The following is an 18,928-nucleotide window of genomic DNA, read 5'->3' on the forward strand; positions in this document are numbered from 1 at the left end:
ACAACAGTTTTATCACATCGCCCTCTGAATCGCCCTCATTCAAAGAAAACGCCGCCACCCAGAAGGGCAGCGGCGCGTGTATCAGCAACTGTAAACCGGCTTAATCGTCGTCTTCATCCGCGCTCGGCGCGTCGGGCAGGTTGAACAGGTTGTCGGCATCGACCAACAGGTTGTCATCCTCTTCCTCGTCGTCGTCATTGCCTGACAGGGTAAAAGTCTCCAGTCCCGAAATCGCAGTCGGCAACGCGGGCTCTTCTTCGGCACCCAGAGACTGCTCGGTCGATACCAGTTTGCGGCGCTCTTCATCCGTCAAAGCGGTGCCCTCTTTCAAGCGTTTGGCGTTGGCCTTCTGAACCGCCGCATCCAGTTCGGATTGCTTACACAGGCCCAAGGCGACCGGGTCAATTGGCTGGATGTTCTGGATGTTCCAGTGGGTGCGCTCGCGGATTGCGTTGATCGTTGGCTTGGTGGTGCCGACCAGTTTGGAGATCTGGCCGTCCGACAGCTCAGGGTGGAACTTCACCAGCCACAGGATCGACGCGGGGCGGTCCTGACGCTTCGACAGCGGCGTGTAGCGCGGGCCACGACGGACTTCCTCGCCCTCGGCGGCGGCGTTGTATTTCAGTTTCAGGCGGTACTTGCGGTCGTTCTCGGCTTTGTCGATCTCGTCCTGCGTCAGCTGGTTGTTGGCAATCGGGTCGAACCCTTTCACGCCAGCGGCGACGTCGCCGTCGGCGATGCCTTGAACTTCCAATTCGTGCAGGCCGCAGAACTCGGCGATCTGCGGGAAGGTCAGTGTCGTGTTGTCCACCAGCCAGACAGCGGTGGCCTTTGCCATAATGGGTAGCGCCATATTCTCTCTCCTACTTGCCGCATCAGCGGACACAACTTTCCCGTCACCCGGCTCAGGGGCTGTCCCGATTGGAACAAGTTCGTGGTGTTGGGGAACTTGGGGGTTATATAGGGGCGGTTTTGTCATAGGGGAAGAGAAAATGCGCATTCTGTTGATCGGTCTGCTGATCTGGGCTGCCCCCCTGTGGGCCGAGGGCGAACGCGCCGGTGACTTTGACTACTACGTGCTGTCGCTCAGTTGGTCGCCCAACTGGTGCGCACTGGAAGGCGATGCCCGCGATGCGGATCAATGCGACGACCGGCATGACTACGGCTGGACCCTGCACGGATTGTGGCCGCAAAACGATCACGGATGGCCGTCCTATTGCAGAACTCCGCACCGTGATCCGTCCCGCAGCCAAACCAACGCGATGGCTGATATAATGGGCTCTGGCGGGCTGGCGTGGCACCAATGGAAAAAGCACGGGCGTTGTTCGGGGCTGTCGGCAGAGCAGTATTTTGCGGCGTCGCGAAGGGCCTACAGCGCAATAAATCGGCCGGACGTTTTCCGAAAACTCACGGCGCCAGTCAAACTTCCGGCATCCGTTGTCGAAGAGGCCTTCTTGCAGGAAAACTCGAATCTGTCGGGGAATATGATTACGGTGACATGCAAAAAACGCCGTATCCAAGAGATTCGCGTGTGCCTATCCAAGGACCTGACCCCTCGAATCTGTGGAAATGGCGCGTTTAGCGACTGTGCGCTCACTGACGCCTTGTTCGATCCAGTCCGCTGAAATGACTGATTATTTCGCCATTGCGTCAGATTCTGAAAGAAAAAGTTACGCTACGTCATCGACTTTCTCTTGAAACGACTCACCAAAGGTATGGTATTCCTTACTCGTTCGGTATCTCCTTCGGGGAAGGAGCGTTTGGTACGGTAAACTAAGGGTCGAGCGGAAATAGCGCTGAAATCGGCGCAACGCTGTGGCCCGACGCTTGGCGCCGCGGGCCAGCGTTGAAGACGAGTTGCGCAGCCTCTTTAAGCTGCCAGAGGGGTAAATGGTTCAGGTCGGGTCTCCCCGAGACCCGACTTTTATTTTACTCGAAGCACGATTTTCCCGATATGAGTTGAACTCTCCATCAGAGCATGCGCCTTCGCTGCATCTTCGAGATCAAATTCGCTATCCATCACCGGGGCCATGCGTCCAGCCTCAAGCAGAGGCCATACATGCTGCTTCAGCTCTGCCGCGATTCTCGCTTTCGCAAGGTCGCTTTGCGGACGTAGCGTAGAGCCGGTGATCGTCAGTCGCCGCACCATCACATGCACGAAATTCAGCTCCACCTTCGAGCTTTGCAAAAACGCGATCTGCACTAAACGCCCGTCATCGGCCAGGGCGCGCACGTTGCGCGGCAGATAGTCCCCGCCAACCATGTCCAAAATCAGATCCGCCCCGCCTTCGGCTTTGACGGTCTCCACGAAATCCGCCTCTTTGTAGTTTATCGCCTGCTCTGCGCCCAAACTCTTGCACACGTCGCATTTCTCGTCGGTTCCAGCGGTCGTGAACACCCGTGCGCCCATGAGGCTCGCCAGCTGGATCGCCGTTGTGCCGATCCCGCTGGAGCCGCCATGTACAAGGAAGCGCTCCCCGGCCTTCAACCCGCCGCGCATCACCACGTTGGAATACACGGTGAAATAGGTCTCCGGCAGGGCCGCCGCTTGCGCCATGCTCAGACCTTTGGGCACAGGCAGGCAGTGGGCCGCCGGGGTGCGCACATATTCGGCGTACCCTCCGCCCGGAAGCAGGGCGCAAACCTCGTCGCCCACCTTCAGACCCGCGACCCCATCGCCAATGGCTGCGACTGTACCGGCCCCTTCAAGGCCCGGCAGCGGTGACGCGCTCGCAGGTGGATTGTATTTGCCCGCCCGCTGCAACGCGTCAGGCCGGTTCACACCGGCATAGTCCAGCGCGATCAACACCTCGCCATGGCGAGGTTCCGGTACCGGCGCGGACGCGGGTTCCAAGACATCAGGTCCGCCCGCTTCGATGATTTCCACGACACGCATCGTTTCTGGCAGCGTCATATCAGGTCCTTACTTTGATTTCGTATGTCCGGGCAGGTCCGCGTCGAACCCCGACCCGGGCGCTTTGATTTGCGACAGCAGCCAGTTCGGCCCCGCCATCAGTTTGGAGGCAACAGGGTTGGCGTTCACCTGCGCCTTCACCTTTTCGAACTGCATCACGTTGTCGATGCGCCGGTCCAGAAACTCCCACGTCGCTGCATGATCCTCGCTCTCGTCGCCCAGCCAGAACAACACGGTCGAGCCGTAAACGGCCGACAAAGTCGCACGTTTGGTGTACCAGTTGTGGTCCTTGGACTGATCGCCCAAGGCGGTCCAGATGGCGTCCGCAGTGCCCCAAACCAGTTTCGCCCCGTCGCCCGCGTTCATTGGAAGGGCAAACAGGGCCGTACCACGGCGCACGGCTTCCTTGTGCTCAGCGACCGCCTCGAGACGAAAACGCACGCCCGCCGCGATTCGGTCGCGAAACCGCATCAACAACAGGTTCTCGGCTTTCAGCCGCGCCACCATCTGCGCATCGCCGCGCTTGTGGAAGGCAATCGCAAGATCCAACGCCCCACGTGGGAAAAGCGAACGGGCCAGCGCAGGATCGACGCCACTGTCCTCGATTGCGCCTTCAAAAGTCGCTTGCGACCAGCCGTCGAAGGTCACATGCGGCAGGCTTGCATCCAGAATCCTAGTCTTGGCGTCGTCCATGGCGGGCTCCTTTCAAGGGCTTGTTTCCTTGGTAGACAAGTTAGGGCGGCTTTGCTATATCGCCACTTCCTGCAATCTTGCAAATCTAACCTAGGAAGGTGGTGACACCACATGCAGGTAAGCGTTCGCGACAACAACGTCGATCAAGCTCTCCGCGCTCTGAAGAAGAAACTTCAGCGTGAGGGCGTTTTTCGTGAGATGAAGCTCAAGCAACATTACGAAAAGCCGTCTGTCAAGAAAGCACGCGAGAAGGCCGAGGCCATCCGCCGCTCCCGCAAGCTGGCTCGTAAAAAAGCACAGCGCGAAGGCGGTTTATAAGCGTCAGTCTTTAAGCACGAAATAAGTAACCCCCGTAGCTTGCGCCACGGGGGTTTTTTGTATTTTCCCGGTCAAAGCCGGTAAAATGACTTTTTCGACAATCGAGGGTGTCCGCAGGCCAGAGGCAAAAACACACCACACGGCCTGCCAGACATATAAATAGGACACCAATCACTAAGCTACTTTTTAACCATTCCCCCCGGAACTCTTTACGCGTCGTAAGGATAAGTTAACGCAAGGTTAACAATCATGCGCGTGAAAAAGTCGTGAAACCGTCACAATCCCAACGCATTTTGCGATTGAGGCCCGAACACCCCGTCCACGGACAGGCCTTGCGCCCGCTGGAATTCACGCAAAGCGCGGGCTGTCTTGGCGCCGAAATAGCCGTCCACCTGCAAAGCCGCCCCGGCATCGTTCAACGCTTGCTGCACAGCCACGACGTCAGCCCCGAACATATCCGCGCGAAGGTCGCGCAGGATGCGGGAGACCAGCGTGGCACGGGCTTCGCCGTTTTCCCCGTAGGAAATCTTCGCAAGAACCGTGCCGTTGATCGCGGGCTCCCCCTGTGCCTTCGGCTCCTTCGGCTGCTCACGGCTATCGTTATACGCGGCCGGAATTGCCACGGAATCACCGGAGTATGTAACAGGCTCGGACGTTCGCACTTCGACATCCCGGATCGAGGTATCGTTTTGCGGCGGCACATATCCCGGGCAGACAGTACGGTTAACCGGGCGGGAGGTACCGAACACGGTAGTGGCGCCGAAGGATCTCGCGTCTTCGAACACGCCCTCCACGACGAAGGTGCGCTCTGCCGCGTCCGGCAGGTGATCTTGCAAGTCCACAGGCGTGACATCGCCAACTTCCTTGCCGCGCATCAGGACTTCGTATCTTCCCTTCTGCAATTCCTTTCCACCGTAACCGATCATGCAATCGTTGGTCACCACCTTGCCAGGGTGGAAGTCCCCTTTGTGCTTGGCGCGGCAAACGAATGTCCATCCTTTATATCGCTTCGTCGGGCGGCTCTCCTGCCCGCCATAGAAAACCTCCGCCTTTCCTTCCGCGACGATGTCCTCATCATAATCATCACCACTTTCGAACTGGGACTTACCGACCCAGTTCGTCTCCAGCCCTGCCACAACAAGGACGTCGAAATTGGTGGTCGTCTTCTCCTGGCCGCCATATCCGTAGTTACATCTGCGGCCGATCACCTTGCCGATATGCGGGCTTCCGGCCGCGCGACATACCCACAGATCGCGCCGTTTTGTTCCGGCGGCGTTCCATTCTTTCCCGGCACTGACGGCTTTTGCGGGCACTGACCCTCTGTAGCGCACCCAGTTCCCCTGCGGTGGATGAGTGATTTCGACCTTGCCCAGAAGCTCCATTTCGATGCTGAACGGGGTGCCTTCGATCACCTGCTCGGTGATCTGAAACTGCACATCCAGCTCGCGGCCCGGCTTAACCGGTATGGAGTAGCCCGCGTCATGCGATTTGGTGGACTTCGTCTCTCCGCCCTTCGAGCCTTCGAACTTCAGGGTTACCGCCGTTCCCGCCGTCGTTTCTACAACGCCCGGCAGGGACGCCGTCACCTCGACAGAGTTGGTCAGCTCCGTGCCTACAGTCACTTCCCAAGATTGTGTTTGCTCATAGCTGGCCTTGAACGTGTCGCTGATAACGCCGACCGTGTCATTCGAGCAATTTCGCGCCACATGGGTCACCAGTCCAATGGGCTTTATCCCTATCTCGGTCGGCGACTCTCCCCATTCCAGTGGACCCGGCACAGCCCTGCCCTTAAACACCAGTTCCCGCATCTCGCGCCCCGCTGGCATCGCACGCATGAAACTGGGTTTGGATTTCAACAGCAGGAAAAGCCGCTCTTCGGTCGGGTTCATGTCCGCCGCTGCGGGAATCGATCCCAGAAAGGTTAAGAAAGCACCGCCCAACGCGGCCTGATAATGAGCCATGCCAAAGTCCAACATCTGTTAACACAAGCGCACAAAATAACGTCACGCATTGTCAGATATCGCACATTTTCGTCGAAAATTATAGTTTTACGGTAAATCAAGCGCCGCCCGGCAGTTTGGACGCATTGTCGTCCGGATCGTCGTCATAAACCTTGCGAGTTTTGACGCCGGGAAAACTGGCAAAGGACTTCATGGTTTTGATGGGGGAAAACGACGGCTTGATGCTCTCAAACCCCGGAAGGCGGCGCAGAATCGCGGTGGTGGACTGGGAACAGGACGCTTTCGGAACCGCGCCGTATGACGCCGCCTCGCGGATCGCCTGCTCCGCCACTTCGGGCGAGACCTGAAGCTCTTGCAGGACCGTGTGGTAGGTTTGACGGGTGTGATAATCGACATAGACGTCGACCATGTGATCGGTCATGCCATAGTGAAGGTCGTTGCGTTCGGGCGCATTCGGGTTCCACCACGTTCCGGCAGGGTCCCAGACAACACGCTGCGACCCGTTTATAAGCAGCCCCGTATGCCCGCCCGCGCCAGAGCGGTTGTTAATCACAGTAATCAGGGTGATCGTAGCGGGCCCGTTGTCACGATACGCCTTGGCACGGACGTCCTCATCAGGCGCCCAGACAGGCTCCGCCCCGCAGGCCGCCAGCAGGCTGACCAGCCCGAGTACAAATAACAACCGTTTCATCGAAAGTGTTTAGCCGTTCACCATCGCAAGCAGCACCAGAAAGATCAGGATGCCGATGACAGCGTAAGTGGTGAATTTCACGAAGCCCGCAAAGGTCTTCTCGTGATCGCTGATGTCCATGGAGCCGTGTTCGTGCTCAGCCATTGGTCTTCTCCGTAATTGGCGTTTTTCGTGAGTTAGCGGATTCTTGCGCCGCTGTCACGCGTCAGGGGGACGCGGGCTCATGCTTTTGCCAGATCCTGCGCCAGCCGGAAACCGATGCGGTTGGGCTCCGGCTGGTCGACGTGTTTCGGCAAGGCGCGCAAAAGCACGTTCAGCTGGCTGACATGCTGGATTTGCTGCGTCCGCGCCCCGCCGGGGTCGGAGCCGTAGAAAGTGATGATATCCGGTGCATAGAATCCGATGCCCTCGATCCGCATCACGCCCGCGTCGCCACCGACGAAGCCCATGGCGACCTCGTGGTCGTTGTCGAGCTTCTCCTCGAAGTTCTTGATATACAGGATCAACCGCTCATAGGCCCATTCCGCCGGTGATTTCTGCTCGATCGGTGTCTTGGACATCGACTCCGGCAGCGGCTCTTCCTCGGGGGTCGGGCTGCAAGGGCGCACGTGCACCACACCCGCGCGACGCAACGCCGAGGCCTCGACAAGCTCTGCGGTTGTTTCGATTTCGTCACCCATACCTCAAGCCCCTTTGCGTTGGTACACATATGCCCCATCATCGCGCAAACTGCGGGTGGCTTGTCCAGCCAAATATAAGTGAGCGCAATGGGCCACGCTCTCCACTAGTGCCAGCCCGTACTCACCGCCGCGAATTTCGCGTTTGAACAGCGGCAGGAAACATTCATGCGCGGTCTTAGGCATGTCGAGATGCTCCAGCAGCCGCGCTAGTGCACCATGGTGGTTGTCGATCAACTGCCGCATCCGCAGCGGCAGGCCGGTAAAGGGCAGCTTGTGGCCGGGCAGCACCAACTGTTCCGGCGTGGCATAGACCCCCAGCCGCTCGCATGCCTCAAGCCAGTCCGAGACGGGGTCGGCATCCGGCTCGGTCGGGTAGACGCCAAGGTTGGGGCTGATTGACGGCAGCAACTGATCGCCCCCCAGCACAACATCATCCGCCCACAACGTCGCGTGTTCCGGCGCGTGGCCGTTACCCATGCGGACCGTCCAATCCCGGCCCCCTGCGTGCAGCGTGTCACCTTCACGGATACGGCGGTAGCCCAGCGGCAAAGGCACCACGCAGTCGGCGAAGTTGAATGGGCGTTCCGACGCCCGTTCCGCCAGTATCTCGGGGTCCATGCCCGCGCGGGTCCAGAATTGCAGCGTTTCCGGCGTGGGTCTGTCCTGCTCGTCCAGCACCAGCATCCGCGCCATCAGCCAAGCGGTGCGCGTCGTCACCAACTCCGCGCCGGGCTCCTGAAACCAGCCTGCCATACCGATATGGTCGGGGTGATGATGCGTGACAATCACACGGCCAACGGGTTTGCCTTTCAGTGGCCCCGCCAGCAGCTTTTCCCAGATCGCCACGCCGCGTTTGGAGTGGAACCCTGTGTCCACAATCGTCCACGCGTCGCCGTCGTCCAGCGCGTAAATGTTGACGTGGTCCAGCTTCATCGGCAACGGCAGGCGCATCCACAAGATGCCCTCCGCGACCTCTATCGCCTCGCCCTCTGCGGGAATATCCGGGAACGGGTAGCGGAGCGTTTCGCTCAAGCCACCAGATCCTCTTCACTCAGCGCATAGAGGTCATCCGCCCCTTGACGCACATGGTCCGCCAGCCCGCCATGTTCCGGCAACAAGCGCTGCACATAGACCGTCGCCAACCGACCACGGGCCGAGTCCAGCCCCGCCGCGTTCGCCGCACACAGGTGGTAATAACCGCCCAGCACCCGCGCGAACAGGCGCAGGTAGGGAACGGCACCGGCGAAGCGGTCGTTCATGTCCTGCTCGACCAGCCATTCGGTGGTTTCGCGCAGCGTCTCGGCCGCGGTGAACACGGGACCGGCCAATGCTGGCACCTTCTCCTTGCAGCGTTCCGCGTAGGCTTCGATCTCATCGATCAACGCATAGGCCGCCTCGCCGCCATCCATCATCTTGCGGGCTACAAGGTCCATCGCCTGAATGCCGTTGGTGCCTTCATAGATCGCCGTTACCCGCACGTCGCGCAGGAATTGCGCCGCGCCGGTTTCCTCGATGAAGCCCATACCGCCATGCACCTGAATCCCCTGTTGGGAGACCTCGATGCCCGTATCCGTGCCAAACGCCTTGGCAATCGGCGTCAGCAGCGCGGCGCGTGCAGCCCACTCGTCCTTGCCGGTGGCGGTCTGCATGTCGATCGCCGCCGCGCAGGCAGCCGCTATGGCCCGCGCCGCGAACACATCCGCTTTCATCTGCGCCAGCATCCGGCGCACATCGGCATGGCCCAGAATGGTCTCGCCCTCTGCCGCCTTGCCCTGCTTGCGCTCCTGCGCGTAGGCCAATGCGTGTTGATACGCAGCCTCCGCTACCGCAATGCCCTGCCCGCCGACGCCAACGCGCGCGTTGTTCATCATGGTGAACATTGCCGCCATGCCGCCATGGGGCTTGCCCACCAGCCAGCCGGTCGCGCCGTCATACTGCATCACGGCGGTCGGGGACCCGTGCAGACCCATCTTGTGTTCCAGCGACACCACTTTCAGCGAGTTCGCCACGCCGGGCTTGCCGTTCTCGTCGGGGATCAGCTTGGGCACCATGAACAGCGAAATGCCCTTGGTCCCGGGCACCCCGTCAGGCAGACGCGCCAACACCAGATGGCACACGTTTTCGCTGAAGTCGTTGTCGCCCCAGCTGATGTAGATTTTCTGCCCCGAAATCGCATAGGTGCCGTCGCCATTGTCCACGGCCTTCGAATTCAACGCCCCCACGTCGGAACCGGCCTGCGGCTCTGTCAGGTTCATCGTGCCGCACCATTCGCCGGAGATCAGCTTGGGCAGATACAACTCCTTCAACGCGTCCGACGCGTGATGCTCCAGCGCCTCGATCTGGCCTTGGGTCATCAGCGGGTTCAGTTGCAGCGACAGGCATGCGCCGCCCATCATTTCGTTCACGGCATTCTGGAGCGAGAACGGCAACCCCATGCCGCCATATTCGGGACTGGCAGCCATACCGATCCAACCGCCGTCCGCGATGGCCTTGTAGCCGTCCGCGAAACCCGGTGACGTCCGCACCACACCGTTTTCCAGCTTGGCGGGATGCAAGTCGCCCTGACGGTTCAGCGGTGCCAGCACCTCGTTCGACATCTTCGCCGCCTCGTCCAGAATGGCCGAGACCATGTCCGGCGTGGCCTCCGAAAACCGCTCCGTCGCGGTGACGTCGACAAAATCAACGATGTGGTTAAGCAGAAACTGGTAGTCGGCGTTGGGGGCGCGATAGGGCATGTGATGTCCTCAAATTAGCACCTCGCGGCTTTGCATGGGGCCGCAGGATCGGATAAAGGGGCAATAAATAACCCGATCACTGTGTCGCCCCCGCGCTCCGGCATCAAGCAAAACGCAACGTCAAAAACAGGCAACCCCCTATGACCGGCATCAATACGCTTACGCTGGGCCGCGCCGATTTGCCCAAGGCTGCCAAGCTGTTGCAGGACGGACGCCTTGTCGCTTTCCCGACCGAGACGGTCTACGGGCTGGGTGCCGATGCCCGCAACGGGCAAGCCGTCGCCGCCATTTACGCAGCCAAGGGCCGCCCCAGTTTCAACCCGCTGATCGTCCATGTCGCCACCATGGCGCAAGCCGAAACGCTGGCGCATTTCGACGACGACGCCCGCGCTATGGCGCAGGCGTTCTGGCCCGGCCCGCTGTCTTTGGTACTGTCCTTGAGGGACGACCACGGGCTCTCCTCGCTGGTCACGGCAGGTCTGAACACCGTCGCCATCCGGATGCCCGCGCAGCCTCTGGCGCGTGACTTGCTGACACTGGCCGATTGCCCCGTCGCGGCGCCTTCCGCCAATCCGTCCGGTCAGATCAGCCCGACCACCGCCGCGCATGTGCTGGCGGGGTTGTCGGGCCGTATCGACGCGGTGCTGGACGACGGGCCGTGCGAGGTCGGCGTGGAAAGCACAATCGTCGCCACAAACCCAGTGCGCCTGCTGCGTCCCGGCGGGTTGCCGGTCGAGGCGCTGGAGGCCGCCATCGGCCAGCCGCTCAGCCGCGAGTTGAACCCCGACACGCCCACCGCGCCGGGGCAGTTGACGTCACACTACGCGCCAGACGCGCCCGTTTTGCTGAACCAGACCGAAGGTGCGCCGATGCTGGGGTTTGGTCCGGTCAACGGCGCGCTTAACCTGTCCCCCGCAGGCGACCTGCACGAAGCCGCCGCCAATCTGTTCGCGATGTTGCGGGAAATGGACGAGATAGCACAAGGCGACACGATCCACGTCGCCCCCATTCCCATGACGGGCCTTGGCCTCGCCATCAACGACCGCCTGAGCCGCGCTGCGGCCCCTAGGCCGAGCCGCCCCCCGGCGACAGCATCAACGGATTGATCCCCATCAGATCCAACGCGCCCGTCCATTTGGCGCTGTTCTCACCTGCGAACACCAGATCACTGTCGGCGTCGCAGATCAGCCAGCCGTTGTGCTGGATTTCGGCCTCCAGCTGCCCCGGCCCCCAGCCCGCATAGCCCATGGCCAGCAGACAGCGTTCCGGCCCGTCCCCTTGCGAGATGTCTTCGAGGATATCTAACGTCGCAGTCAACCCGTAGCCGCCCTCGACCTCCATGGTGCTGTCCTGGCTGTGGTAATCCGGCGAATGCAGCACAAAGCCGCGCCCGTAATCTACGGGGCCCCCGACATGCACGTTGATCTGGCGGGACTTCGGGGCAATCGGGATATCCAGCTGTTTCAACAGGTCATTGAACTTCAGGTCCTGCGCAGGCTTGTTGACAATCAGCCCCATCGCCCGCTCGTCCGAGTGGGAACACATGAAGATCACCGAGCGGTCAAAGCGCGGGTCTCCCATGTCGGGCATCGCGATCAGCAGCTTGCCTGCAAGGTTGGTCGAATCAAAACTCATGGCGCCAAACTGGCCGCTTGGCGGGGGGCATTCAAGCGGCAGTGAAGCCGCAGGCGGAAACTGTGTCAGCGTCTCGCTCAAACGTGAGTTTATTGTCACCTGCGAAGCCGCTATCGACGTTGGAATGATCCGCAATCACCTCGCCTTGTTCTTTGCAGCATACCTGTCCCTGCCCGGCCCCGCCGCCGCGCAGGTGGTGGCCAATGATGCCTCTGATGTGGTGCAGGTCACCGTGATGCCCGGCTGGCGCGAGGCGGATGGCACGCATATTGCAGCGCTCAAATTCGATTTGGCACCGGGGTGGAAGACTTTCTGGCGCACACCGGGCGATGCTGGCGTGCCGACGCGGATGAGCTGGGCCGGTTCAAAAAACCTTGGTGAGGCTCGCATATTGTGGCCGACGCCCAAGGTGTTCCGGCAGAACGGCCTGCGGTCTATCGGATATCGCGATCAGGTGGTCGTGCCGCTGGCCTTCCACGCGGCGACGAACGGGCCAATCGTCATTGACGGACATTTGGACTTCGGCGTCTGCGCCGAAATCTGCCTGCCGGTCAGCCTTGATCTGGACCTACTCCTGCCACCTGACCAGAAGGACAATGTCGAAGAAATTTCCGCCGCGATGCACGCCCGCCCCATGACCGCCCCAGAGGCGCAGGTGCGCCGCATTGCCTGCAAGGTGTTTCACAACGGCGACCGTGCACGGATCGAGGTGGAGATCGAAATGCCCCCGCTCGACGGCTTAAGCGAGGCGCTGGTGATTGAGGCCGCCAACCCCGCCCTGTGGATCGGTGAGCCTATGCTGTCACGCAAGGGCGACACGTTGCGCGGCGTGGCGGAAATTGCACACCGCGATGAGACGCCGTTCAGGCTCGATATGGATCAAATTCGCATGATGGTTTTGACGACGCAGGCCGCAGTCGACATCCAAGGCTGCCGCTAGGCCGCCCGCGCATGGGCAAGTGCCGCGATGAGCCAGCTCAGCACCAGTAGCGCGGCCGTGCCGCCCAGAAACAGCGCAAAGCCGGCCATCACGGCCGAGCCGCCTGCCAGTGACGCCAGCGGTGCGGGCAAGGCCCCCGTGACAATCGCGCTGCCCAAGGTCGCCGCAAACAGCGCGGCCACTGCCACCGCAAGCCCCGCGACGGCCCAACGCAAGCCGCCGCCCACACTCAGCGCACGACGCACCGCGCGCACTTGCCGTGAAACGTCCGCCTGCATCGCCATCAGCGACGGGACGACCAGCAGCACCAGCACAAGCCCGAAGCCCAGCCCGTAGCAAAGCGTCACGACCGTGGGCTTGAGGAACTGCGCCTGCGAAGACGTCTCGAACAGCAGCGGGGCCAAGCCCAGAACCGTCGTCAATGTGGTCAGCAAGACCGGCCGCAACCGGTCGGCGGTGCCGTCGATGATCGCCGGGATCAGCCCGCGTTCTTCGGCGTATTCGTCCACCGTGGACACCAGCACAATCGAGTCGTTGATGATGATCCCCGTCATCCCGATCAGCCCCACAACGGTGAACATCGACAGCGGAATGTCCCACGCATGGTGGCCGTAAATCGTGCCGACCAAACCGAACGGGATGATCAGCATGATCACAATCGGCCGCGTCCAGCTGGAGAACACCCAAGCCAGTGCCAGAAATATCCCGATCAGGCAGAACGCGAAGCCCAGAGCGGCATCCGTCAGGAACTCCGCCTCTTGCTCGGCCAGTCCCGACAGCGTGGTTGCCACGCCGTAATCCTGCTCGATCATCGGCAGGATGTCGTCCTTCAGGCTGGTCATGATCTCTTCGGCGCGCACCGGATCATCCTCGGAAATGTCGCCAGTGACGGACACCAGCCGCACGCCATTCTCCCGCCGCACCGTGGAAAAGCCCGACTGCCGCGTCACGGCGACAATGTCGCTGAGCGGCACATAGGCCCCAGACTGCGCCCGCAGGAACGTGCGCTCCAGAAAGTCCGCCGTCAGTTCGCCCCTCGGCAACTCCACCCGGATTGTGGCGGAGCGCGGGCCGTCGGGATAGGTCGCCGCCTCGATCCCGTTCAGCCGGTTCCGCAACACACGGCCCAACCCGTCAATGGTGAACCCCAGCGCCTGCCCCTGCGCGGTCAGGTCAAGGATCAGCTCTTCCTTGTCATAGGCCAGCGTGTCCTCCAAAGCGGATACTTCGGAGAACTTCGCCAAAGCAGTCTTCAAACCCTCCGCCGCAGCCTTCAGGGTCTCCGCATCCGCGCCGTAGATCTGGACGTCCAGCGCATCGCCGCCGGGGCCGGAGCGCCAGCCACGGAAGCTCACCGTCTCCAGCATTGGGAGACGCCGCACGGCGTCCTGCAACTCGGCCACGAACTGAAAGCTGGAATAGCTGCGCAAGTCCGCGTCAATCAGCTCGATAGCGATGGAGCCCAGCTGGTCCTGATCCTTCGTCTCGGCCCCAGCCAGCCCGCGCCCCGTCGTTCCGCCAACCTCGGCCAGCACATAGTCGATGGGGTTGCGCCCATGCTCGGCCTCGTATTTCGCGGCCAGCTCTGCGGTGGCCCGCTGCATTTCGCGCATCATTTCCATTGTGTCTGCACGGGTCGCGCCGGGAAGCATCGCGAAGTTGCCGGAAATCGAGCCTTGTTCCGGCGAGTTGAAGAACCGCCATGTCACGTCGCCGCGGATGAACAGCGCGGCCTGCGACATGAGCAGCAGGATTGCGCCCGCCATCACCGGATACCGCGCCCAGATCACCCCTGCGATGAAAGGCCGGAATGCCTTTTCACGCACCCAGTTGAAGCCCCGCGTCACCGTGCGGGACGGCCAGTCATACCACCGCTCTTTCGCCTGCGCGGCCAGCGCGTGGGTCATGTGGTTGGGCAGGATCAGGAAGCATTCTATCAGCGACGCGATCAGCACCACGATCACCGTGAACGGAATATCCGCGATCAGATTGCCGAAGCGCCCGCCCACCGCAACAAGCCCGAAGAACGCAATCACAGTCGTCAGCGTTGCGGCAAATACCGGCTGTGCCATGCGCCGCGCAGCGTTCTCGGCGGCTGTGGCGGGGTCTTCCCCCAGTTTCGTGGCGCGGAAATCGGCGTGTTCGCCCACCACGATAGCGTCATCAACCACGATGCCCAGCGTGATAATCAAAGCAAACAGCGAGATCATGTTGAGCGTGATTCCCGCCACGTACATCAGCCCCAGTGCGCCCAGCATTGCCACCGGAATACCTGCCGCAACCCAGAACGCCGTGCGCGCATTGAGGAACAGGAACAGCAGCAAAACCACCAGCCCAAGCCCTACCAATCCGTTATCCAGAAGGATGTTCAACCGCCCGGAAATCGCTTCCGAACGGGTGCGGATCAGCTCCACCTTGGTGCCTTCGGGCAGGGTCAGTTCCAGCGTGTCCGCCACGTCCTGCACCGTGGCCTGAATGTCGATGGCGTCGCCTCTATTCGAGCGGTCAACACGGATTGAAATCGCGGGGTTTGGCCCCACGAAATAGGCCCGCTCGCGGTCGGTGCCTTCGACCACAATCCGCGCCACATCGCCAATCACCAGCTTGGAGCCGTCGTCATTGGACCGCAGCACGATCCCCGCAATCTGGTCCGCGCTGCGTTTCGCAACCCCTGTGCGCACACGCGCATTGGCCCCGTCCACGTCGCCCGCAGGGTCCGCCGAAGCCTCGCCGCGGATGGCTTCCGCGATTTCGGCCATGGTCACGTCGTTGCGGATCAGCGACAGCGACGACACCTCAACAATCGTTTCCGGTGCAGCCACGCCGCGAATGGTGGCGCGCGTGACGCCAGCGGTAAACAGGCGGGTGACGAATTCATCGGCAAAGCGGCCTAATTGATCGACCGAGACCGGCCCTGTAATCACCACATCCGTCACACGGTCCCGCCACGCGCCGCGCCGCACGGTCGGCTCCTCGGCGTCTTCGGGCAGGTTGGTTACGCTATCGACCGCGACCTGCACATCGTCAGCCGCACGCGACATATCCCAGTCCGGCTCGAACTCCAGACTGATATTGGCGCTGCCTTCACGCGACTGCGAGCTGGAACTTTCCACTCCCTCAACTGCCAACAACGCGGGCTCCAACAGCTGCACAATCGCGCTGTCCACATCGTCCGCGCCCGCCCCGTCCCACTGGACGCCGACCGAGACGCTGTCGACTACCACGTCGGGGAAAAACTGCGTATTCATGCGCGGGACAGCCGCAGCACCGATGGCAACCATCAAGACCAGAAGCAGGTTCGCCGCCGTCCGGTGACGGGTGAAATAGGACAGTATCCCGCCCGTTTTCGCCCCGATCACGCCGCGCACAGACTAGCTCCCCATGCGGCTTTCCAGCCGCTCCACCATGTCGGCAGGCACCTGAGGCTCTGCTAGTTGCGCCAACATGCGGGTTTTGACCTCTTCGGGGATGCGCGCGCTGGCCTCGACGAAGGCCACCAGCTTGGCGCGGCGCTCGTCATCAAGTTCCAGCATCTGCGGCTCTTCCGGCATCGCGCCGTTGCCGCGAAGCGGTTTAACCTTGATCCCCGCGCCCAAAAGCTGCGAGCGTTCCGCCACGATCTCGCGTCCCTGCAAACCCTGCGCGCGCACGATCACGCTGTCGTCCTGACGGCGCAGCACCACCACCTCGCCGTTTTCCAGCCGGTCATCCTCGCCCAGCACCAGCACACCGCCAGAGGCGTCCACAGCCGTCGACGGCACCAGAGCGACACGCTCCAAGGCAGGCTCCTCGATGGCAACGGTCACAAAGTCACCGGGGCGCAATCCGGCGCTGTCGGACAGTTCCGCAAACAGCAGGCGCCCCGTGGTGCCAGCGGTCACCGCCGCGCTTTCGCGGCTCAGACGCCCCTCAAAAGTCAGGTTTGTTCCCAGCACAGCCAGCGTCACGGTCACCGGCGCAGAGGTCAGTTTCCCGCCCTCATCCAAAAGCCGCGTATATTGCGCAGTCGACACGCGAAACGACACTTCCAGCGCGTCGGGGTCGATCAGTTCCGCCAGTTGTTCGTTATTGGCGACCAAGCCGCCTTGGGTCGCCGTCACACCCGACAAGCGCCCGTCAAAGGCTGCGAACACCTCGGTATCCGCCAGCAAACGCTCCGCATTGGTCAGGTTAATCCGCCGCCGCTCGATCAGGGTCTGGCTCTGGTTCACCTGCGCCTCGGCCTGCTGGATCGCCTGCCGCCGCGACAGTACCGCCTGCTTGGCGGCGGCTTCCGCCAACTCCGCTGTCTCGACCGTGGCTTCGGTGCCCACGCCGCGTTCTTTCAAATCCTGCTGCCGCTGGAGCGCCCTCGTGCGCAAATCAAGTTGCGCCTGCGCGGCATCCAGATCGTCCTTCGCCAGCGCCAAAGCGTTGCGCGCCTCGCGCAAATCCGCTTCGGCCTCGACCAGATCGGTGCGGGCCACGTCAACGGCAGTTTGCGCATCCGCAGGGTCGATCCGCGCCAGAAGCTGGCCCTTGCGCACGGTGCCGCCCTCTTGGAAGTCCGGCGACAGCTCCACAACCGTGCCACCGACCGGCGCCCGCAGATCCAGCGTCCGCCGCGCGCGCACCTCGCCAAAACTGGTCAGAACCGGCGTCACGGTCGTTGGCTCCAGCGCCACCACATTCACCGAGAACACCCGCTCCCGCGCCGGGCGCACCACGCTTTCACGCGACCACCGCTCTTGCAGGGCGCTGTAAACCGTGTTCGCCCCCACGGCGAGCAAACCCACGGTCAGCGCCATCAAAAACAGGCCTACAAGGCTACGGCGGAAAAAACGCATATGCTGTCAGGCTCCGGAAACACTACCCCTAACATCTAGAGCGCGCGGGCCCGCGCGTCCAATGCCAGTGACTTAAACGTGTCGAATGTTCATTTCCGTCGCTTATGTTCGTCCAAACGCGGAAAAATTTCCACAAAATTGCAGGGACGGTGACGATAATCGAGTTGAGCCGCCAGAATCTCGTCCCACCCGTCCTTGCACGCACCGGGGCTTCCGGGCAGCGCGAACAGGTATGTGCCGTTCGAGACACCCCCCGTCGCACGGCTTTGCACCGCCGAAGTCCCGATCTTGTTCAGCGACACCATGGTGAACACCGTGCCGAACGCCTCAATCTCTTTCTCATAGACGTCACGGTGCGCCTCGACGGTCACGTCGCGCCCTGTCAGGCCGGTGCCGCCGGTCGTCAGGATCACGTCAATCTCGGGGTCGGCACACCATAGGCGCAGCTGCTCCGCTATTTCGTCACGCTCGTCCTTCAGGATCATCCGCGCGGCCAGTTGATGCCCCGCCCCCTTCAGCCGGTCCACCAGAGTGTTGCCGGATTTGTCATCCGCCACGGTGCGCGAGTCCGACACGGTCATCACCGCGATACGCACCGGCACGAAGTCCATTGTCTCGTCAATACGGCCCATCTTCAGTCCTTCGTCAGTGTAATCTCACCCGCGCAGCTTCGCCTGAAGGCTCAGCAAGTCGGCCCATGCGTCACGTTTGGCCTGCGGCATACGCAGCAAATAAGCAGGGTGAAGCATCGGCAAGGCGGGCTTGCCAAACGCCTCGTCCCAGTGGCCGCGCATCTTGGTGATGCCTTTGCGGCCCAGCAGCGCCTGACAGGAATGGTTGCCCATCAGCACCAGCACGTCGGGGTTCGCCAGCGCGATATGGCGCTCCAGAAACGGCATCATCATCGCGACCTCATCGGGCTTCGGGTCGCGGTTTTGCGGCGGTCGCCAGGGCAGCACGTTGGTGATGTAGATGGGGCTCGCCTCATCCGCACGCCCATGCCCGATTGCCGCGAACATCGCGTCGAGCAACTGCCCCGCCGGTCCCACAAACGGCTTGCCCTGCTGGTCCTCTTCACGGCCCGGTGCCTCGCCGATCACCATGACCCGCGCGCCTGCGATGCCGTCGCTGAACACCAGATTGCGCGCGCCGTTTTTCAGGTCGCAATGCGGAAACGCCGCTATCGCGGCCTTGAGCGCATCCAGATCACCCGCCCCCTGTGCCAGTTCCGCGGCCGCCACAACGGGGTCCGGCCCCTGTGTCGCCACCACGGGTGCGGCCCGCTGTTCCGGCGCGGGTTTGGCCATTTTGGGGGCCTCTTTCGGCACCTCGTAGCGGTTCACTGGCGCGTCCCCGATCGCCTCGTCAGCGCCAAGGTCGACATGCCAGTCCAAGAGCGCCTTGGCCGTGTGAAAGTCGAGAGTCGATTCCATGCCCGCAAGCCTAATCGCGTGGCGCATCGCTCACAATGACATAACGCCCTCGCCGCTTGCCCGTCCGGTCCCCCCCGCATATAACCCCGTAAAATATACGAG

18 protein-coding genes are annotated in these 18,928 nt (G+C 61.9%); 4 read left to right on the forward strand and 14 right to left on the reverse strand.

The window, feature by feature from the left end:
• Positions 1-100: 100 nt before the first annotated feature.
• Complete coding sequence (locus tag THALAR_RS09215) at positions 101-853, reverse strand: DUF1013 domain-containing protein (protein WP_021101265.1); 753 nt, start codon at positions 851-853, stop codon at positions 101-103.
• A 139-nt stretch (positions 854-992) separates the two neighbouring features.
• On the opposite strand from THALAR_RS09215, the gene THALAR_RS09220 reads away from it, so the two are divergent.
• On the forward strand, positions 993-1,625 hold the full coding sequence (locus THALAR_RS09220) for a ribonuclease T2 family protein (protein WP_021101266.1): 633 nt from the start codon (positions 993-995) through the stop codon (positions 1,623-1,625).
• Positions 1,626-1,924: 299 nt separating this feature from the next.
• On the opposite strand, the gene THALAR_RS09225 is transcribed toward THALAR_RS09220, so the two are convergent.
• On the reverse strand, positions 1,925-2,908 hold the full coding sequence (locus THALAR_RS09225) for an NAD(P)H-quinone oxidoreductase (protein ID WP_040818256.1): 984 nt from the start codon (positions 2,906-2,908) through the stop codon (positions 1,925-1,927).
• Between the two features lie 15 nt (positions 2,909-2,923).
• Positions 2,924-3,607 (reverse strand): COQ9 family protein, encoded by a 684-nt coding sequence (locus THALAR_RS09230; protein ID WP_021101268.1) that lies wholly within the window; start codon positions 3,605-3,607, stop codon positions 2,924-2,926.
• 111 nt (positions 3,608-3,718) lie between these two features.
• Between THALAR_RS09230 and rpsU the strand changes: the two genes are divergently transcribed.
• Positions 3,719-3,925 (forward strand): 30S ribosomal protein S21, encoded by a 207-nt coding sequence (rpsU, locus tag THALAR_RS09235; protein WP_021101269.1) that lies wholly within the window; start codon positions 3,719-3,721, stop codon positions 3,923-3,925.
• Positions 3,926-4,200: 275 nt separating this feature from the next.
• Here the strand turns inward: rpsU and THALAR_RS09240 are convergent, their stop codons facing one another.
• From THALAR_RS09240 to THALAR_RS09265, 6 genes are all read right to left on the reverse strand, one after another.
• Positions 4,201-5,886, reverse strand: coding sequence for a DM9 repeat-containing protein (locus tag THALAR_RS09240; RefSeq protein WP_021101270.1), 1,686 nt, complete (start codon positions 5,884-5,886; stop codon positions 4,201-4,203).
• Between the two features lie 97 nt (positions 5,887-5,983).
• Entirely contained in the window at positions 5,984-6,577 is a 594-nt protein-coding gene (locus tag THALAR_RS09245; protein ID WP_021101271.1) for a lipoprotein, read from the reverse strand.
• 9 nt (positions 6,578-6,586) lie between these two features.
• Positions 6,587-6,721 (reverse strand): aa3-type cytochrome c oxidase subunit IV, encoded by a 135-nt coding sequence (locus tag THALAR_RS09250; RefSeq protein WP_021101272.1) that lies wholly within the window; start codon positions 6,719-6,721, stop codon positions 6,587-6,589.
• 77 nt (positions 6,722-6,798) lie between these two features.
• Positions 6,799-7,257, reverse strand: a complete 459-nt coding sequence (locus THALAR_RS09255) for a DUF6173 family protein (protein WP_021101273.1) — start codon at positions 7,255-7,257, stop codon at positions 6,799-6,801.
• A 3-nt stretch (positions 7,258-7,260) separates the two neighbouring features.
• Positions 7,261-8,289, reverse strand: coding sequence for an MBL fold metallo-hydrolase (locus tag THALAR_RS09260; RefSeq protein ID WP_021101274.1), 1,029 nt, complete (start codon positions 8,287-8,289; stop codon positions 7,261-7,263).
• Positions 8,286-9,992: an acyl-CoA dehydrogenase gene (locus THALAR_RS09265; protein ID WP_021101275.1), complete on the reverse strand. Its 1,707-nt coding sequence runs from the start codon at positions 9,990-9,992 to the stop codon at positions 8,286-8,288. Before THALAR_RS09265 ends, THALAR_RS09260 begins: the two co-directional genes overlap by 4 nt.
• Before the next feature lie 140 nt (positions 9,993-10,132).
• Here THALAR_RS09265 and THALAR_RS09270 point away from each other — a divergent pair, with 140 nt between their 5' ends.
• Positions 10,133-11,098 (forward strand): L-threonylcarbamoyladenylate synthase, encoded by a 966-nt coding sequence (locus THALAR_RS09270; RefSeq protein WP_021101276.1) that lies wholly within the window; start codon positions 10,133-10,135, stop codon positions 11,096-11,098.
• Here the strand turns inward: THALAR_RS09270 and THALAR_RS09275 are convergent.
• On the reverse strand, positions 11,058-11,627 hold the full coding sequence (locus THALAR_RS09275) for a YqgE/AlgH family protein (protein WP_021101277.1): 570 nt from the start codon (positions 11,625-11,627) through the stop codon (positions 11,058-11,060). The genes THALAR_RS09270 and THALAR_RS09275 overlap by 41 nt on opposite strands.
• Here THALAR_RS09275 and THALAR_RS09280 point away from each other — a divergent pair.
• Entirely contained in the window at positions 11,626-12,567 is a 942-nt protein-coding gene (locus THALAR_RS09280; RefSeq protein ID WP_021101278.1) for a protein-disulfide reductase DsbD domain-containing protein, read from the forward strand. The genes THALAR_RS09275 and THALAR_RS09280 overlap by 2 nt on opposite strands.
• Here the strand turns inward: THALAR_RS09280 and THALAR_RS09285 are convergent.
• The 4 genes from THALAR_RS09285 to THALAR_RS09300 all read right to left on the reverse strand — a co-directional run bounded on the left by THALAR_RS09285 (position 12,564) and on the right by THALAR_RS09300 (position 18,826).
• Complete coding sequence (locus THALAR_RS09285; RefSeq protein WP_021101279.1) at positions 12,564-15,935, reverse strand: efflux RND transporter permease subunit; 3,372 nt, start codon at positions 15,933-15,935, stop codon at positions 12,564-12,566. The genes THALAR_RS09280 and THALAR_RS09285 overlap by 4 nt on opposite strands.
• A gap of 3 nt (positions 15,936-15,938) precedes the next feature.
• Positions 15,939-17,393, reverse strand: a complete 1,455-nt coding sequence (locus THALAR_RS09290) for an efflux RND transporter periplasmic adaptor subunit (RefSeq protein WP_040818155.1) — start codon at positions 17,391-17,393, stop codon at positions 15,939-15,941.
• A gap of 89 nt (positions 17,394-17,482) precedes the next feature.
• Positions 17,483-18,025 carry a molybdenum cofactor biosynthesis protein B gene (gene moaB / locus THALAR_RS09295; RefSeq protein WP_021101281.1) on the reverse strand — a complete coding sequence of 181 codons (543 nt, stop codon included), beginning with the start codon at positions 18,023-18,025 and terminating at the stop codon, positions 17,483-17,485.
• Between the two features lie 24 nt (positions 18,026-18,049).
• On the reverse strand, positions 18,050-18,826 hold the full coding sequence (locus THALAR_RS09300) for a uracil-DNA glycosylase (protein ID WP_021101282.1): 777 nt from the start codon (positions 18,824-18,826) through the stop codon (positions 18,050-18,052).
• Between the last annotated feature and the right edge of the window lie 102 nt (positions 18,827-18,928).

Source organism: Litoreibacter arenae DSM 19593, from assembly GCF_000442275.2.
Classification (GTDB): domain Bacteria; phylum Pseudomonadota; class Alphaproteobacteria; order Rhodobacterales; family Rhodobacteraceae; genus Litoreibacter; species Litoreibacter arenae.

What these genes read in the sequence shown, in the direction of transcription:
- THALAR_RS09215 (WP_021101265.1), bottom strand. Translation starts at nt 853, where the DNA reads ATGGCGCTACCCATTATGGCAAAGGCCACCGCTGTCTGGCTGGTGGAC.
- THALAR_RS09220 (WP_021101266.1), top strand. Translation starts at nt 993, where the DNA reads ATGCGCATTCTGTTGATCGGTCTGCTGATCTGGGCTGCCCCCCTGTGG.
- THALAR_RS09230 (WP_021101268.1), bottom strand. Translation starts at nt 3,607, where the DNA reads ATGGACGACGCCAAGACTAGGATTCTGGATGCAAGCCTGCCGCATGTG.
- rpsU (WP_021101269.1), top strand. Translation starts at nt 3,719, where the DNA reads ATGCAGGTAAGCGTTCGCGACAACAACGTCGATCAAGCTCTCCGCGCT.
- THALAR_RS09240 (WP_021101270.1), bottom strand. Translation starts at nt 5,886, where the DNA reads ATGGCTCATTATCAGGCCGCGTTGGGCGGTGCTTTCTTAACCTTTCTG.
- THALAR_RS09245 (WP_021101271.1), bottom strand. Translation starts at nt 6,577, where the DNA reads ATGAAACGGTTGTTATTTGTACTCGGGCTGGTCAGCCTGCTGGCGGCC.
- THALAR_RS09250 (WP_021101272.1), bottom strand. Translation starts at nt 6,721, where the DNA reads ATGGCTGAGCACGAACACGGCTCCATGGACATCAGCGATCACGAGAAG.
- THALAR_RS09255 (WP_021101273.1), bottom strand. Translation starts at nt 7,257, where the DNA reads ATGGGTGACGAAATCGAAACAACCGCAGAGCTTGTCGAGGCCTCGGCG.
- THALAR_RS09265 (WP_021101275.1), bottom strand. Translation starts at nt 9,992, where the DNA reads ATGCCCTATCGCGCCCCCAACGCCGACTACCAGTTTCTGCTTAACCAC.
- THALAR_RS09270 (WP_021101276.1), top strand. Translation starts at nt 10,133, where the DNA reads ATGACCGGCATCAATACGCTTACGCTGGGCCGCGCCGATTTGCCCAAG.
- THALAR_RS09280 (WP_021101278.1), top strand. Translation starts at nt 11,626, where the DNA reads ATGGCGCCAAACTGGCCGCTTGGCGGGGGGCATTCAAGCGGCAGTGAA.
- THALAR_RS09275 (WP_021101277.1), bottom strand. Translation starts at nt 11,627, where the DNA reads ATGAGTTTTGATTCGACCAACCTTGCAGGCAAGCTGCTGATCGCGATG.
- THALAR_RS09290 (WP_040818155.1), bottom strand. Translation starts at nt 17,393, where the DNA reads ATGCGTTTTTTCCGCCGTAGCCTTGTAGGCCTGTTTTTGATGGCGCTG.
- moaB (WP_021101281.1), bottom strand. Translation starts at nt 18,025, where the DNA reads ATGGGCCGTATTGACGAGACAATGGACTTCGTGCCGGTGCGTATCGCG.
- THALAR_RS09300 (WP_021101282.1), bottom strand. Translation starts at nt 18,826, where the DNA reads ATGGAATCGACTCTCGACTTTCACACGGCCAAGGCGCTCTTGGACTGG.